This window comes from Solibaculum mannosilyticum (genome assembly GCF_015140235.1).
In the GTDB taxonomy this organism is placed as follows: Bacteria; Bacillota; Clostridia; order Oscillospirales; family Acutalibacteraceae; genus Solibaculum; species Solibaculum mannosilyticum.
The window spans coordinates 870,485-885,586 of record NZ_AP023321.1 but is presented as its reverse complement, the minus strand read 5'-3'; the positions used below and the strand labels follow the sequence as shown (position 1 = coordinate 885,586).

General features: G+C 46.6%; 16 protein-coding genes and 2 tRNA genes. 8 read left to right on the top strand and 10 right to left on the bottom strand.

The annotated features are described in order from the left end of the window. Positions 1–185: 185 nt before the first annotated feature. Positions 186–1,559 (top strand): citrate/2-methylcitrate synthase, encoded by a 1,374-nt coding sequence (locus C12CBH8_RS04170; protein WP_099323403.1) that lies wholly within the window; start codon positions 186–188, stop codon positions 1,557–1,559. Between the two features lie 91 nt (positions 1,560–1,650). Here C12CBH8_RS04170 and C12CBH8_RS04165 read toward each other — a convergent pair whose 3' ends face one another. The 3 genes from C12CBH8_RS04165 to C12CBH8_RS04155 are packed head-to-tail and all read right to left on the bottom strand — an operon-like array spanning position 1,651 to position 3,688. Continuing rightward, a complete protein-coding gene (locus C12CBH8_RS04165) occupies positions 1,651–2,205 on the bottom strand; it encodes a hypothetical protein (RefSeq protein ID WP_099323404.1) in 555 nt (184 codons plus the stop codon). 49 nt (positions 2,206–2,254) lie between these two features. Further along, positions 2,255–3,031 (bottom strand): type III pantothenate kinase, encoded by a 777-nt coding sequence (locus C12CBH8_RS04160; RefSeq protein ID WP_090267452.1) that lies wholly within the window; start codon positions 3,029–3,031, stop codon positions 2,255–2,257. 21 nt (positions 3,032–3,052) lie between these two features. Continuing rightward, complete coding sequence (locus C12CBH8_RS04155) at positions 3,053–3,688, bottom strand: ECF transporter S component (RefSeq protein ID WP_090267455.1); 636 nt, start codon at positions 3,686–3,688, stop codon at positions 3,053–3,055. Positions 3,689–3,902: 214 nt separating this feature from the next. Between C12CBH8_RS04155 and coaBC the strand changes: the two genes are divergently transcribed. Then, positions 3,903–5,108: a bifunctional phosphopantothenoylcysteine decarboxylase/phosphopantothenate--cysteine ligase CoaBC gene (gene coaBC, locus C12CBH8_RS04150; protein ID WP_099323417.1), complete on the top strand. Its 1,206-nt coding sequence runs from the start codon at positions 3,903–3,905 to the stop codon at positions 5,106–5,108. 172 nt (positions 5,109–5,280) lie between these two features. Here the strand turns inward: coaBC and C12CBH8_RS04145 are convergent, their stop codons facing one another. The 6 genes from C12CBH8_RS04145 to rpmG form a co-directional block, all read right to left on the bottom strand. Then, positions 5,281–6,378 (bottom strand): glycosyltransferase family 4 protein, encoded by a 1,098-nt coding sequence (locus tag C12CBH8_RS04145; RefSeq protein ID WP_246441710.1) that lies wholly within the window; start codon positions 6,376–6,378, stop codon positions 5,281–5,283. Between the two features lie 538 nt (positions 6,379–6,916). Next, positions 6,917–7,612 (bottom strand): 50S ribosomal protein L1, encoded by a 696-nt coding sequence (gene rplA / locus C12CBH8_RS04140; RefSeq protein ID WP_090267456.1) that lies wholly within the window; start codon positions 7,610–7,612, stop codon positions 6,917–6,919. A 56-nt stretch (positions 7,613–7,668) separates the two neighbouring features. Beyond that, entirely contained in the window at positions 7,669–8,094 is a 426-nt protein-coding gene (gene rplK / locus C12CBH8_RS04135) for a 50S ribosomal protein L11 (RefSeq protein WP_090267459.1), read from the bottom strand. Between the two features lie 163 nt (positions 8,095–8,257). Beyond that, positions 8,258–8,782 carry a transcription termination/antitermination protein NusG gene (nusG, locus tag C12CBH8_RS04130; protein ID WP_090267460.1) on the bottom strand — a complete coding sequence of 175 codons (525 nt, stop codon included), beginning with the start codon at positions 8,780–8,782 and terminating at the stop codon, positions 8,258–8,260. A gap of 23 nt (positions 8,783–8,805) precedes the next feature. Continuing rightward, the gene (secE, locus tag C12CBH8_RS04125; RefSeq protein WP_246441709.1) at positions 8,806–9,054 is read right to left on the bottom strand and encodes a preprotein translocase subunit SecE; all 249 of its coding nucleotides are present in this window, start codon (positions 9,052–9,054) and stop codon (positions 8,806–8,808) included. A gap of 23 nt (positions 9,055–9,077) precedes the next feature. After that, positions 9,078–9,227, bottom strand: coding sequence for a 50S ribosomal protein L33 (gene rpmG, locus C12CBH8_RS04120; protein WP_090267463.1), 150 nt, complete (start codon positions 9,225–9,227; stop codon positions 9,078–9,080). Positions 9,228–9,540: 313 nt separating this feature from the next. Between rpmG and C12CBH8_RS04115 the strand changes: the two genes are divergently transcribed. The 6 genes from C12CBH8_RS04115 to C12CBH8_RS04090 all read left to right on the top strand — a co-directional run bounded on the left by C12CBH8_RS04115 (position 9,541) and on the right by C12CBH8_RS04090 (position 13,336). Next, positions 9,541–9,627 (top strand) — tRNA-Ser (locus C12CBH8_RS04115). Between the two features lie 46 nt (positions 9,628–9,673). Next, positions 9,674–9,763: transfer RNA gene (locus C12CBH8_RS04110), tRNA-Ser, on the top strand. A gap of 366 nt (positions 9,764–10,129) precedes the next feature. Then, positions 10,130–11,455 carry a sensor histidine kinase gene (locus C12CBH8_RS04105; RefSeq protein WP_215533604.1) on the top strand — a complete coding sequence of 442 codons (1,326 nt, stop codon included), beginning with the start codon at positions 10,130–10,132 and terminating at the stop codon, positions 11,453–11,455. A gap of 127 nt (positions 11,456–11,582) precedes the next feature. Further along, the gene (locus tag C12CBH8_RS04100) at positions 11,583–12,017 is read left to right on the top strand and encodes a hypothetical protein (protein WP_090267468.1); all 435 of its coding nucleotides are present in this window, start codon (positions 11,583–11,585) and stop codon (positions 12,015–12,017) included. Between the two features lie 183 nt (positions 12,018–12,200). Continuing rightward, positions 12,201–12,713 (top strand): flavodoxin family protein, encoded by a 513-nt coding sequence (locus C12CBH8_RS04095; protein ID WP_090267471.1) that lies wholly within the window; start codon positions 12,201–12,203, stop codon positions 12,711–12,713. Next, complete coding sequence (locus C12CBH8_RS04090; protein WP_215533603.1) at positions 12,701–13,336, top strand: protein-tyrosine phosphatase family protein; 636 nt, start codon at positions 12,701–12,703, stop codon at positions 13,334–13,336. Before C12CBH8_RS04095 ends, C12CBH8_RS04090 begins: the two co-directional genes overlap by 13 nt. Positions 13,337–13,398: 62 nt before the next feature. Here C12CBH8_RS04090 and C12CBH8_RS04085 read toward each other — a convergent pair whose 3' ends face one another. After that, positions 13,399–15,081, bottom strand: coding sequence for an FAD-dependent oxidoreductase (locus tag C12CBH8_RS04085; protein ID WP_215533783.1), 1,683 nt, complete (start codon positions 15,079–15,081; stop codon positions 13,399–13,401). Positions 15,082–15,102 lie beyond the last annotated feature (21 nt).

Here is a 15,102-nt window from a genome sequence, read left to right as displayed (position 1 = left end):
GCTTTTATTGTCCAGATTGCTGTATTAATTTAGTCAATATGTCATGAAATCAAATATAAAAGTATAAATTTTATGATGTTTTTTATTTATTTGCGCTTAACAGCCCAGTTGGTCATAAATTGTTCAGATTTATATGGTAAAATGAGAATTATTTAAATGAAAGTAATGAAGGAGAGTGATGTCACATGTTGAATCCGTCCAATGTAAATTTTTCTGAAATCACACCCCAAATCCGTGAGTTGACTCAGTTGTGTTTGGATAATAGCGCCATCGATCCCTCCTTGTACACAAAATACAAAGTCAATCGAGGACTCCGCGATCTCAACGGCAAAGGCGTCTTGACCGGCCTGACTGAGATTTCGGAAATTAAGTCCAGTGAAGTTGTAGATGGTGAAACCGTCCCCTGCGAGGGAAAACTCTATTACCGCGGTATCGACATCGAAGAGATTGTGGGCGGCTTTATTCGGGAAAAACGTTTCGGCTTTGAGGAAGCCACTTATTTGCTTCTGTTCGGCGATCTTCCCAACAAAGATCAATTGGATCATTTTACTCAGATCTTGGCCAACTATCGTTCCCTTCCCACCAGTTTTGTGCGGGATATCATCATGAAAGCCCCGTCGCCGGATATGATGAATACCTTGGCTCGCAGTGTACTTACCTTGTATTCTTACGACACAAATGCCAATGATATCAGCATCCCCAATGTGCTGCGCCAGTGCTTGCAGCTTATCGCTTTGTTCCCGCTGCTGTCGGTGTATGGATACCAGGCCTACAGCCATTATCACGATGGCAAGAGCCTGTTTATTCACAATCCCCTGCCGGAGCTTTCCACTGCGGAAAATATCTTGCGTATCCTCCGTCCGGATGAGAAATACACCGAGCTGGAAGCCCGTATTTTGGATCTGGCGCTGGTGCTACATGCCGAACACGGCGGCGGTAACAATTCCACCTTTACCACGCATGTGGTTTCTTCCTCCGGCACCGATACTTACTCGGTCATCGCTGCATCGCTTGGTTCTTTAAAGGGGCCCAAACACGGCGGCGCCAACATTAAGGTTGTCCAGATGTTTGAAGATATGAAGAAAAATCTGTCTGATTGGACAGATGAAGATGCTGTAGCCGATTATCTTAAAAAGCTTCTTCACAAGCAAGCCTTCGATAAAGCCGGCCTGATCTACGGTATGGGGCATGCAGTGTATTCGTTGTCCGATCCCAGAGCCAACATCTTTAAGAAGTTCGTCAAGAGCCTCTCGGAAGAAAAGGGATTGACAGATGAATTCCAGCTGTATTCCACAGTGGAACGTCTGGCTCCTCAGATCATCTCCGAAGAACGTAAGATTTACAAAGGCGTCAGCGCCAACATCGATTTCTACAGCGGTTTTGTCTACAGCATGCTCAATCTGCCGCTGGAACTGTATACCCCCATCTTTGCTATTTCCCGTATCTCCGGTTGGAGCGCTCACCGCATTGAGGAATTGATCAATGCAGGTAAAATCATCCGCCCGTCTTACAAAAATGTGGCGCCTCGTCGGGATTACATTCCCATTGCTGAACGCTAATTCAGTTCAGGTTTCCTATACAAAAAAATCAAATCCCCGTTTTCTATCTTTTAAGATAAGAAACGGGGATTTTCCTTTATCAATGCATCGTTTACGGTTTACATCTTTGGCAAGGGGAACAGTTCATACCCATGGCTTCTTTGCGTGAGTAAGCGGCGGCATAATGCTGGGGCCGGATTTTTTTGACTTCCCGGCAGGTAGGACGGTGAAATTTCCGCGTGTTGGTGCTGAGAATATACGGTGCCGGCGGTGTTAAAACCATTTCTTCCGGCTCCTCTTCCCTTTCCGGCTGTGACTTGATCTCATCTATAGCCTCACTCTGTTCCTCAAGTCCTAACGGTTTGTCTCGCTCCGCTTCATCCGCTGCTTGCACTGATTGTGAAACCAATGCCGGTTGTTTTGAGGGAATTTTTTCAGACATGTCATTGTGGATCTCAGAAGGGGCATCCTGAAAAAGAGAGGAGCCTTTTGAGAAGTCCTGTACAGAGGTTCTCTTCATTGTTTTGGGACTGGTATATTTGCAAGAAACATCCTTTAAAATCAGCGATGCCAAGGGCCCCTTTCCTTTTGAAGCTCGTCCCGCTAAAAAGGCAAGTACCGATACCATCACAAACGCTCCGCCCAACAAAAATACCCTTTTCTTCATTTGGTCCCCTCCTTTCTCCCTGATCCGCTTTCTTATGTTTCCGGAAAGATTATCGTTTTTCCTTTTTGTTTTTCTGATACAAAATCCACAGTCCATCCAACAGCAGGTTGCGGTTATAAATGACCTTCTCCTTGCAATAAGGGACGAACATCTCCGCCAATCCACCTGTAGCCACTGCTGTCACAGGCTTGGACAGCTCTTCATTGACGCGCTGGATCAATCCGTCGATCATGGCGGCGGTGGAGTATACAATCCCCGCCCGCATACAATCCACCGTATTGGTGCCGATCAAGGTACGTGGAGCCTCCACTCCCACGTGGGGCAACTGACTTGTCCGGCTGGCCAATGCTTCCAGCGAAAGGGAAGCGCCCGGGATAATCATTCCACCGATGTAACGTTTTTGTTCGTCGATGATGCTCATGGTAGTGGCTGTTCCCATATCAAAGATGGCTATGGGCGGCTCATACTGGTGGCATGCAGCTACAGCATCCACCACCAGATCCCCGCCCAGCTGACCTGGGTGATCCATCACAATATTCAGGCCGGTTTTAAGTCCGGCCCCCACCATCAGAGGACTTTTACCTGTCACATTCTCCACCGCGTGTTTCATGGCCTGGGACAGCCCCGGCACCACAGACGACACAATGCCCCCCTCCAATGCGGACCCGTCAATGCCCCGCATCTTGAGAAGCTCGTGAAGAATTAGAGTATATTCATCGCCTGTTTTTAACCGATTGGTGGCGATGCGAGCCGTCATTCGGATTTCTCCATCCTCAATGCAGCCCATCACAATGTTGGTATTTCCCACATCAATGGCAAGAATCATCACCGTTTTCCCCTTTCTCTATCATCCCCGTTTTGTTGCAGCCAGGATCCCTTTTCCAATGGCTGTCACCAGTACGGCGGCCACCACCGTCTCTGCCACGCCGTTGGTGCCGACAACCCCTAAAATACCGGCCAGTACCATGGTTGTCTCAATCCCTTTGGCCGCTGCATAGGCGTCCTGGAATAAGATATACATCAGGCCCATGACCAGCACTGTATTGAGAATCGCACCTACTACACCTGCCGCAGCAAGTGCCAAAGTATTTTTTCCTTTTCTCATCTTTTGGATGCCCTGGAATACAAGGCCCGGCACGATCCCCACCAGAATGCGGGGTACAAAACAGATGACGAGCGCCCACAGGGAACCTGTCGCCTGCCCCGGCACAGGGATAAACGGGGAAAACGCAAAGGATAAAACCGCCGGCGTCGTGGTGTTGGAAATCAGGCTGACGAGACCAAATGTGGTACCCAGTACCGCTCCCTTTTTGGGACCCAGCAGCACGCTTCCCAAAATGACTGGTACATGTACACAAGTGGCTTTGATCAAGCCAAGAGGGATCATGCCCAAAGGCGTCATTCCCAGGACAAAGGTGATGGCCACAAAAAGGGCCAACAACACGAAATCCCGGTACTTGGATGTGGTGGTCGATGGATTCATTTTGATTACCTCCTGCTGCTGTTCCCGTCAGATACGGGATACAGCGCAAATTTGTGCTTATTATTATACCTTATTTTCCCCCTTTAAATCAATAAGAAATACAAATTTTGGTAAATTGCTTTTTACTCTACCGGACTTATTATCCACTTCTTGCAATCCTTTGCCAATGTCTTTATAATAAAATGAGTTCAGATTTTTGGAGGTGATCCCTTTGTTGTTGTCGGGAAAACACATCTTATTGGGTGTCTGCGGTGGTATCGCCGCCTACAAAGCCGCCGCTTTGGCCAGTCTGTTGACAAAACAGGGCGCTGTTGTCCACCCCATCCTAACGAAGAATGCCATGCAGTTTGTATCCCCCATCACCTTTGAAGGAGTATCCGGCCAGAGATGCTTTACCAATACATTCGATCGTGATACCGAATTCCGCGTCCCCCACATTAAATTGGCTCAGATGGCCGATGCCGTCTTAGTAGCTCCCGCTTCGGCCAACACCATCGCCAAACTGAGCCATGGATTGGCCGACGATATGTTGACCAGTACATTGCTCGCCTGCCGCTGTAAAAAACTGATTGCCCCAGCCATGAATACCGCTATGTTTGAAAATCCAGCCACTCAGGATAATCTCAAGACCCTGGAGCACTATGGATGGACTGTTATTCAGCCGGCTTACGGACATCTGGCTTGCGGCGATACCGGAGCTGGAAAAATGCCGGAACCGGAATACCTCCTCCAATACATGCTTTTCTACCTGGCGGAGCAAAAGGATATGACCGGTTTCAATGTCCTGGTCACAGCCGGCCCTACTCGGGAATCTCTGGACCCTGTGCGGTATCTGACCAACCATTCCTCCGGGAAGATGGGATATGAATTGGCCGTTAATGCCGCCCGTCGCGGCGCCCATGTCACTTTGGTAACGGGATCCGATCAATTGCCCGACCCGCCTTTTGTGGACGTAATCCATGTGGAGAGCGCTCAGGATATGTTTGATGCCGTCACCGCTGTAAGCCATCAGCAGGACATGCTCGCCTTTGCTGCCGCTGTAGCTGATTATCGTCCGGCTACCGTATCCCAACAGAAAATCAAAAAGACTTCTGACCATTCTGTTTTGGAGCTTACCCGGACCCCTGATATTTTACAGACAGTGGGTCTTTCCAAAAAGCCGGGACAATTGATCTGTGGTTTCTCCATGGAGACACAGGATCTTCTGGATCACTCGCAAGAAAAGCGCAAAAAGAAAAATGCTGACTTGATGTGTGCCAATAGCCTCCGGGAAGAAGGCGCCGGTTTTGGCGTGGATACCAACATCATTACCCTTATCTCGGATCAGGGTGTGGAGAAATTACCTCTTCTCTCTAAATACGATGTATCCCGCAAGATTTGGGATGCCATGCTCAGTATGAAATCCCATTCTAATTCATGATGATATGATAAAAAAGAGATGCCCTTTCGCTGGGAAAAGGCATCTCTTTTAATTGATTATTTTTATTTATTTTTCGATATTATAAAATCTTTCTTTTTCTGTTTTCATTTTTGGGGCGGATGTTAGGCCGCCCCTTTCTATTGAAGGAAAGGCCTTATGGACAAAACCGACATCAGCCGATGAGCTGTTCGATTTCCTCCATGTACCGGTTGACTACAATACGGCGGTCAAATTGCCGTTCTACTTTACGCCGTGCATTGAGTCCCATGCGTTCCCGATCTCTGTTGGACATCTGAATGAAGTACTCCACCCGATCAATCAATTGGTCGGTCTTTTTAGCTTCAAAGAGGAAACCCGTCTGACCATCGTCCACCGTCTCACGGCAGCCGCTGCGGGTGGTAGTGATAACCGGACGTCCGCATGCCTTGCTCTCCAAACAGGCGTTGGACATACCCTCCGGATAATAGGACGGGTGAATGGTACAATGGCTTTTTCCCACAAAGGGTCGGATGTCCCTTTGCATCCCGTGGTACTCAACGACTCCCTGTTCCTGCAAGCCCTTCAGCTTACGCTCGTACTCCTCCTCGCAGAAACCGAGGACATGGAACCGGGTATGGGGATATTTCTTCCGGATGGTTTTCGCCGTCTCCAAATACTCGTCAATCCCCTTTTCACGCATGACACGGGCGATAAACAGAAATTCGATGGTGTTGTCCGAGGGGTAATTGATCACTTTGAACTGTTCCAAATTGACTCCCGATCCAGGAAGCATCTTGTGTTTTCCCAAAGCAACGCCACGGCGTTCAAAGAATTGACGGTTTTCTTCATTCTGGAAGAACACACAATCCACTTTTCGGAATGCCAAGTGATAAAGTCCGACCGTCACCTTTTGCACCAAACCGGGATTTTCCACTGCACTCCCCAACCCCGTGATATTGGCGACATACGGAATCCCCAGCATCTGAGCGGCCAATCCGCCGTATATATTGGGTTTGATGGTATAGGTTAACACGATATCCGGACGGATCTTGCGCATGCACTGTATATACTTTTTCAAAAGAGCCAGATCTTTCACCGGATTGGTGCCTCGACGGTCTACAGGGATATCCACAAAGTAACATCCCATTGCTTTGAGCTGATCGATCTTTTTCCCATAGGGCACAGCAATATGTACCTCATATCCTTCTTGCAAAAGACGTTCCACCAATTCGCGGCGGAAATTGTAGATGGACAGATCGCTGTTGCCGATTAACAATACTTTTTTCATCATACCAGAAACAACCTCCGTATCCAATCGACATTTCCTTTGGGTTACACAGGCTTAACTGTTCCCGCTGGTTTTCATTCTTACTGCGAAACCATCACTCAAAATGTCAAAATTTTCTAACTAAAATTGTCCTGGATTTCTGTTGCATTTCTTATTGTCTAGCCCCCCTTATTTCGGGAGACATACATTTTTTTGTGCTTTCTTATCGGCGTGAGGCTATTATATTCTCTCTCCATCAAAAAGTCAAAGCGTCTGTTAGATCGTAAAAAACAGCCTAGTTTTTCAAAAAATTTATGGATTATGCGCTGATTTTTTCCTTTGTCTAGAATATATACCAACCTTTATAGTAGGATTATGGGACAATATTTTATTTTTCCCAGGAAATTCCTGCTTTTTATTTGGAAGTTAATAGTTTAATTTGCATTTATTTTTTTATTTACCATAAATTTATAATTATAATTGCCATTTATTTCTTTTTATTTTTCCATAGAAATAAAAAACCTCTCAGGTTTGGAACCTGAGAGGTTTACATCCAAATCAATTAGTTGGAGTATTTGCTGGGGTTGAGACGAATGCCAGGACCCATGGTCGAAGCAATGACCAAGGATTTCATGTACTGGCCTTTTGCAGCAGCCGGCTTTGCCTTTGCGACAGCACCAACCAGAGCCTCAAAGTTCTCGCCCAGTTTCTCCACGCCAAAGGAAATCTTTCCAATGGGGCAATGGATAATATTGGTCTTATCCAAGCGATACTCAATCTTACCGGCCTTAGCTTCTTTTACAGCCTTGGCAACATCAGGGGTAACGGTACCAGCCTTGGGGTTGGGCATCAAGCCACGCGGACCGAGGATCTTACCCAAACGGCCGACAACGCCCATCATATCGGGAGTTGCAATTACCACGTCAAAATCCATCCAGCCTTCGCCCTGGATCTTGGCAACGGTATCCATATCACCGATGTAGTCAGCACCTGCATCCTGGGCCAGCTGGACGTTATCGCCCTTGCAGAAAGCCAGAACGCGCACCGATTTACCAGTACCATTGGGGAGGACAATGGCGCCGCGGACCTGCTGGTCAGCGTGACGGCTGTCGACACCCAATTTAATATGAACTTCCAGAGTTTCATCAAATTTGGCTTTGGCGGTCTTAATGGCCAGTTCCAGAGCCTCATCCCGATCGTAGAGTTTTTGTCTATCGATCAGTTTCTCAGAATCAGTATATTTCTTACCGTGTTTCATTAGCGTATCCTCCTGTTGAGTGGTATAGCGGATGAAGTTCCTTCCACCCGGGCGTCTTATTCTTCTACCGTGACGCCCATGCTGCGAGCGGTACCAGCGATCATGGACATAGCACTCTCGATGTTCGCAGCGTTGAGGTCGGGCATTTTATGCTCTGCGATTTTACGGATCTGTTCTTTCGAAATGGTAGCAACCTTCGTCTTGTTGGGGACGCCGGAACCACTTTCGATATTGCAGGCCTTTTTGATGAGGACGGCTGCGGGCGGAGTCTTGGTAACAAAGGTAAAGGAACGGTCTGCATAAACCGTAATGATAACCGGAATGATCATTCCGACTTCACCCTTGGTGCGTTCATTGAATTCTTTGGTGAACGCCATAATGTTGACACCGTGCTGGCCGAGCGCAGGACCTACAGGGGGGGCAGGAGTGGCTTTCCCTGCCGGAATCTGCAACTTAATGTAACCTGTGACCTTTTGAGCCATTTGTTTGCACCTCCATAGTAACGTGGTAAATGGCGGAAAATCTCCTATTGATTTTCCTCCCACCGGGGAGGGGTCGCTCCCCAGCGCGCCTCAAAAGAAAAGCGCGCATAATAAGCGCCCTTTTCCGGGCGCATATTACCGTTTTGTTTCAAACCAGCGGCTATTAATCGTTAACTGGTTCTACTTGATCCAACTCCAGTTCTACCGGTGTCTCACGGCCAAACATGGAGATGGTAACGCGGACATTGTTTTGCTCCACGTTAATCTCTTCGACAATACCAATAAAGCCTTCCAAAGGCCCGTCCATAATGCGGACGTTGTCGCCCACTGCGTAGTCAACCACGATTTCCTTCTTCTCAACGCCCAATGCCAAGACTTCTTCTTCCGTCAAGGGGATGGGCTTGGAATCCGGTCCGACAAAACCAGTACAGCCGCGAGTATTTCGCACCACATACCAGCTATCGTCGGTCATGACCATCTTGACCAATACGTATCCGGGGAAAAGCTTATGCTCCACTTCCCTCTTTTTATTGTCCTTGATTTCTGTGACAATCTCAGTCGGGACACGGATCTCTTGAATGAGATCATGGAGCTTACGATTTTCCACCAGTGTACGAAGGTTGGTAGCTACCTTGTTTTCGTACCCGGAAAACGTATGGACTACATACCATCTAGCAGAATCGGACATGTACTCTCAACGCCTTTCCGGCCTTAGCCTTTAAGTGAAAGCAGCCAGGACAGCAGTGCGCCCAATCCCCAGTCAAGCAGCCAGATAAAAATACCAACAGCGATTACCATTACAATGGTAATCAAGGTATGATTAATGACCTGCTTGCGAGTCGGCCATACGATTTTCTTAAACTCACTGGCATAACCGCGGAAGAACTTAGCGATCCCAGAACCCATCTTTTTAAAGCTGAACCGGGACTTGGACTTTTCTTGAGTAGTTGCTTCAGGCATGATAATTCCTCCAGTCCAAACCCTTACTTCGTCTCTTTATGAAGGGTGTGTTTGCGGCAGAAACGACAATACTTTTTCATTTCCAACCTGTCGGGATCGTTCTTCTTGTTTTTCATCTTGTTGTAGTTGCGTTGCTTGCATTCCGTGCAAGCCAGGGTGATCTTGACTCTCATGACGGCACCTCCCGTAATCTCCGGAATAAATTTAGCCTCCCTCACCAGGGCAAAAAAATAAACCCCTTTAGAGGTACTAATACTATACCATATCCTGTATGTTTCGTCAAGGGCATTTCGTTTTTCTCTTTCAAAACTTTATATTCTTCACTTTTATTTCCAATACAAATCAGTTATAGTAATTCATACACATATTAAAGTATTCATTGCGCATAATCATAACTGTAAAAAGGAAATCATTTCAAAATGTAAAAAAAGTGATTGACATTCTTCTTCCTTTATGGTAATATATGTGACACTGTGATTGAGATAGGGAGAGGTGTCCGAGCGGTTTAAGGAGCTGGTCTTGAAAACCAGTGACACGTAAGTGCCAAGGGTTCGAATCCCTTCCTCTCCGCCACACCATTCTTTTTAATTTAATAAGTTTTTGTTTTTATTTACTATTCGGAGAAATACCCAAGTGGTGAAGGGGCTCCCCTGCTAAGGGAGTAGGCTGGGTGACTGGCGCGAGGGTTCAAATCCCTCTTTCTCCGCCACACCTGCGGTGAGCAAGTCGCGCACCGCAGGTTTTTCTTTTGACAATTTTGTCTCCCGCGTTTGTAGCGAGTGTCTTTTTGGGTAGCATAAACCTACCAAGCTGAGCCTGGACGCATTTCGCGTTCCGGGCTCAGTTTTTTATTTTGCCTGTCCCCTCGCGTTTATGGCGGAGTATCTTTTTTGTAGCGTAAACCCGTACCTGCGCTGAGCAAGTCGCACACCTTAGGTTTTCCTTTTGTCTTATCGAGGACTTGTCTTCCTATAGTTCTAGAATAAACCGGCATGGATTCCATACGTTCTTTATGGTTTTGTCTAAGAGCATTGAAAGCCCTGCTGATCTATGCTATAACTTATAGAATGAGTTTGTGTATGATTATCGCAACATAGAAAACAAGGTGAAGCAATTGGATCAAATGATAATCGCCAATATATCGCTGGATATTTTTAGTATTGTTCTATCGCTGGTTCCCATTGTATATTTGTTGAGTAGCCATCGGTATAAACAGAGACTGAATCAATATTTTTTAGGCGTTAGCATCTCCAATATTTTTATGATTATCGGCGACTTACCTGATTGGATCATTCGGGACTCTTCTAAGCCGTCGATGAAAATTACTTTGTCTGTTTCCAGCGCCTTATTTTATATTGCATCGGCCTTTGTGCTGTATTTTTTCGCCCGGTATATCAGCGAATACCTAAAGCTTTCCGGTAAGGAAAAGAAAGGCTTCTTGACGGCCATTACGATTGTGTGTAGCGTGCAGATATTTTTTGCAATTGTCAGTCCGTTCACCGGCGCTATATTCTATGTAACCGACATCGGATATCAGCGAGGCAGCCTGTTTCTGATTTCCCAATTGGTCCCCTTGTTCTGCTATATATCATTCACTGTTCTAGTGATTGTACATCGAAAAAAATTAACCCGGCGGGAAGTCATGTTTTTCTTGCTTTATATTTTTGTTCCGCTGGGAGGCGGCGCAATACAAATGTTGCTGCGGGGTGTGGCCGTCGTGAACATTGGTGTGGCTCTCGCCCTGTTATTTATTTTAGTTAATATCCAGTTTGAGCATGAGCTGGCTTTCCGCCGGCAGGAACAGGAGCTTGCTGAACTGCGTATCGACATCATGCTCAGCCAAATCCAACCTCATTTTTTATATAACGCTTTGGGGACTATTTCCCACTTATGCAAACGCGATCCTGAAAAAGCGCAAAAAACGATTAAAGAATTCTCTCTGTTTCTGCGGGCAAATATGGATAGTCTAAAAACCCGCTCCCCCATACCGTTTGAAAAAGAACTGGACCATGTCATGAACTACCTGTATCTGGAACAACAGCGTTTTCAAGACCGACTTCGTATTGTCTACGATATCCAGATAACCGATTTTTTTATTCCATCTTTGACCCTACAGCCGCTTGTGGAAAACGCTGTGCGCCATGGTATCCTGAAAAAGGAAGAAGGCGGGGTCATTACCATACGTACGAAGAAGGAAAAAGGGCAAGCTATTGTGACAATTGAGGACAATGGAATTGGGATAAAAAGGGCAGGGAAATATTCTAATCTGGGAGACCACGCTCATATCGGGATCGAAAATGTACGCACCCGTCTACTGGAAATGGTAAACGGCAGTATGGAAATAGAAAGCAGCGATCAGGGCACAACTGTAACCCTACGGATCCCGATGGAGGAATTGTAACACGTTTTTTCGTTGTGCTGAAGAGCAGTGCGACGGCTTTTGTATTTTGTTCTCGCGCTGCTTAGCAAGTATCTTTTCCGTTATTTGGGGAATACTTCCTTTAAAACGGAAAGGACGGTGTTAAACTGTGATTGAACAGGATACAATTCGGCTTTTGAGGGAATGCGATGCCGGCGTCAAAATGGGAGTAGCATCGATCGATGATGTGTTGGAATACGTCCATTCTGATGCACTCAAGCAATATTTGTCGGACTGTAAAGCGGAACATGAGAAACTTAATACGGAAATCCAGGAATTGCTGGATCAATACCAGGATGAAGGTAAGGATCCCAATCCCATTGCCAAGGGCATGTCCTGGATGAAAACCAATATGAAGTTGGTCATGAACGAGTCCGATAAGACGATTGCCGATTTGATGACAGACGGCTGTAATATGGGAGTCAAATCCCTGAACAAATACCTGAATGAATACGAAGCTGCAGACGAAGTTTCTAAAGATATTGCCAAACGATTGATTCATCTGGAAGAAAAGCTGACAAGTGATATCCGTCAGTTTCTGTAATCTGTTAGAGGAAGGCGCTGTGCCTTTTTCTTTCCGACATCAGGCAAAACTTACATCTGCGATGAGCCAACGGTTCATCGCAGTTTTTCTTTTATCTATAGGAAATCCTGAATTTTCATCTTGCAAAATCAAGAGAAATATGGTTTCGTATAAAGAGAATCATTGTGCGAGGAGATGATGGCATTGAATCTATTGATGAGTGATGTTCCAATAAATGTAACGTTGCCGGATGAGGCTGAGAATCGCTATATTGACTTATCGCAGAAAAAAATTTCAAATTGTGTCGGCTGTTTTGGCTGCTGGGTGAAGACTCCTGGAAAATGTGTTATTCGGGACGACGCTGTCTCCATTTATCCCCTGATTGCTCAAAGCAGTAAGGTGATCTATGTCAGTAAAATCTGTTACGGCAGTTATGATATCGTCATGAAAACGATGTTGGAACGTGCCCTGCCTGTCCAACAGGCGTTTATCCGCTTGTACCAAGGGGAAACTCATCATTTTCAAAGAAATGTTGCCGAAAAAGAGGCAGTTATCATTGCCTACGGCGATCTCTCGGAGGAGAGCCGGGAATTATTTCAACGATTAATCGCCAGAAATTCCAAAAATATGGTGTTTAAAAAGTGGGAAATCTTTTTCGTCTCTGAGAATGAAGTGGAAAATACGGTCCAAAGAGAGGTAGACAAATGGAAAAAATGATGATCGTCAATGGAAGTCCAAGAGCACCTAAGTCCAACTCCAAGGCTTATATCGAATTGTTCAAGCTTTTTTGGCCTTCGGAGACTGGCGAATACAATGTAACCAGTAAAAAGCATCATGAGGCTTGTCAGAAAATCGAAGGATGCCAGCATCTGCTTCTGGTCTTCCCCCTCTATGCCGACGGCATTCCCGTCACTTTAATGCGCTTTCTTCAGGAGCTGCATTCCCATTCCTTTCAGCAAAAACCGGCCATTCATGTGGTGATCAATTGTGGGTTTATCGAACCGGAACAGACCTCTGTTGCGGTGGATATGATTCGCCTTTTTTGTAAACAAAACCACTTCCCTTACGGTATGACCTTATGTATCGGGAGTGGAGAAGCCATTTTAAATACACCGTTTGTTTTCCTCGTTAAACGCAAGATGAAACGAATGGCCCATGCCATTCAGGAAAAGAGATCGGAAGTTCTGAAAGTTACGATGCCGCTTCCCAAGAAGGTCTTTGTAAAAGCCTCTACATCCTACTGGATCGGCTATGCAAAAAAATATAATGTAACTCCGGATCAAATGGCAGTTATGGAGATTGAATCACATTCAGGCTCCTCTTCTAATAGAGGACGTTAATTTTACGCAAAACACCGCCCGAAATAATTTTCGGACGGTGTTTTTTTCTTATTCTTACAGGATTATTTGCATTCAGTGCACACGTATTCTGGAACGGTTCTTTCATGCATGACGGATTCGTAAAGTCTCCATCCTCCGGCCAGGTTGTAGCAGTCGTAACCATTTCCCATCAGGATCCGACAGGCGATGTAACTGCGCAATCCACTGTGGCAATGGACGTAAACTGGTTTTCCCTTTGGAATCTGATCCAAGTGCTGACGTAAGCTGTCCACAGGGATGTGCATAAATCCATCGATTTTCCCACGGCTCACCTCGGTTGCTGTACGCACATCCAGAAGGGTTACGCTTCCATCCCGGGGCAGGGACTCCACATCGTGCCAGAAAAATTGTTTGAGTTTCCCCGTTACGACATTCTCCCCTACAAATCCCAGCATATTGACCGGGTCTTTGGCGCTGCCGAAGGGCGGTGCATAACATAGTTCCAGCTTTGCCAGATCGGTGATTTTTGCCCCAAATCGAATGGCTGTGGCTAATACATCCATCCGTTTGTCCACGCCGTCAAAGCCCACAATCTGCGCCCCCAGCAGTTTATGCGTTTTTTTGTCCCAAAGTGCTTTCACCGACATATTGGTCGCCCCCGGATAATAGGCGGCGTGGGATCCGTAGTAAATATAAGTTTTATCGTAGTCCATTCCGGCGGCCTGGGCCGTCTTTTCATTGATCCCTGTAGTGGCCACCGTCATGTCAAAAATCTTGAGGACGGAGGAACCTTGCGTTCCTTCATACCGGCTGTCAAAGCCACAGATGTTGTCGGCTGCAATGCGCCCCTGTTTATTGGCCGGTCCGGCAAGGGGAATAAAGGCCGGTCTCTGCGTGATGTAATCCGTAACCTCCACTGCATCGCCGACAGCATAGATTCCCTCTACATTGGTCCGCATGTGGGTATCCACCACAATGGATCCTCTTTCATTGGTCTTGATCCCGCATTGTCTGGCAAGGGTTGTCTCAGGACGAACTCCTACTGATAAAATCAGAAGATCGGCGTTCAGGTCCCCTTTGTCCAGCGCGATGTTCAATCCATCGGCAGCCTCCCGGATGGCCTTGACTCCATTGTCCAGCACGAGGCCAATCCCCCTCCCCTTGACATAACGATGCACGTCGGCTGCCATGTCAAAGTCCAAAGGTGCAATCAAGTGATCGGCCAGTTCCACAATGGTCACGGATAATCCGGCATTTTTGAGATTTTCCGCCATCTCCACGCCGATGTATCCGCCTCCCACCACAACAGCTGATCTCGGGTTATTTTGGTCGAGATAAGACTTAATTTTCATGGTATCCGGGATGTTGCGCAAAGTGAAGACCCTGCTGGAATCCACCCCTTCGATGGACGGCTTGATGGGTTCTGCGCCCGGGGATAAAATGAGATTGTCGTAGGATTCGGTATAGGTTTCCCCTGTTTTATGATCCTGTACGGTGACGGATCTTGTCTCAGGATCGACTTTTAGAACCTCATTGCCTACCCGTACATCGATGTTAAAACGAGCTTTGAAGCTTTTGGGGGTCTGCAACGTCAGATGGCTCTCCTGCGTGATTTCTCCCCCGATGTAGTACGGCAGGCCACAGTTTGCAAAGGAAACATAGTCCCCTCGCTCCATAACAATGATCTGGGACTTCTCATCCAGCCTACGGAGCCGCGCTGCTGCCGACGCCCCTCCTGCTACGCCTCCGACAATAATGGTTTTCATCATTCCATATCACCTTACCTT

Coding starts and splice junctions, on each gene's coding strand:
- C12CBH8_RS04170 (WP_099323403.1), top strand. CDS start 186: ATGTTGAATCCGTCCAATGTAAATTTTTCTGAAATCACACCCCAAATC.
- C12CBH8_RS04165 (WP_099323404.1), bottom strand. CDS start 2,205: ATGAAGAAAAGGGTATTTTTGTTGGGCGGAGCGTTTGTGATGGTATCG.
- C12CBH8_RS04160 (WP_090267452.1), bottom strand. CDS start 3,031: ATGATTCTTGCCATTGATGTGGGAAATACCAACATTGTGATGGGCTGC.
- C12CBH8_RS04155 (WP_090267455.1), bottom strand. CDS start 3,688: ATGAATCCATCGACCACCACATCCAAGTACCGGGATTTCGTGTTGTTG.
- C12CBH8_RS04145 (WP_246441710.1), bottom strand. CDS start 6,378: ATGATGAAAAAAGTATTGTTAATCGGCAACAGCGATCTGTCCATCTAC.
- rplA (WP_090267456.1), bottom strand. CDS start 7,612: ATGAAACACGGTAAGAAATATACTGATTCTGAGAAACTGATCGATAGA.
- rplK (WP_090267459.1), bottom strand. CDS start 8,094: ATGGCTCAAAAGGTCACAGGTTACATTAAGTTGCAGATTCCGGCAGGG.
- nusG (WP_090267460.1), bottom strand. CDS start 8,782: ATGTCCGATTCTGCTAGATGGTATGTAGTCCATACGTTTTCCGGGTAC.
- secE (WP_246441709.1), bottom strand. CDS start 9,054: ATGCCTGAAGCAACTACTCAAGAAAAGTCCAAGTCCCGGTTCAGCTTT.
- rpmG (WP_090267463.1), bottom strand. CDS start 9,227: ATGAGAGTCAAGATCACCCTGGCTTGCACGGAATGCAAGCAACGCAAC.
- C12CBH8_RS04090 (WP_215533603.1), top strand. CDS start 12,701: ATGGAAAAAATGATGATCGTCAATGGAAGTCCAAGAGCACCTAAGTCC.
- C12CBH8_RS04085 (WP_215533783.1), bottom strand. CDS start 15,081: ATGAAAACCATTATTGTCGGAGGCGTAGCAGGAGGGGCGTCGGCAGCA.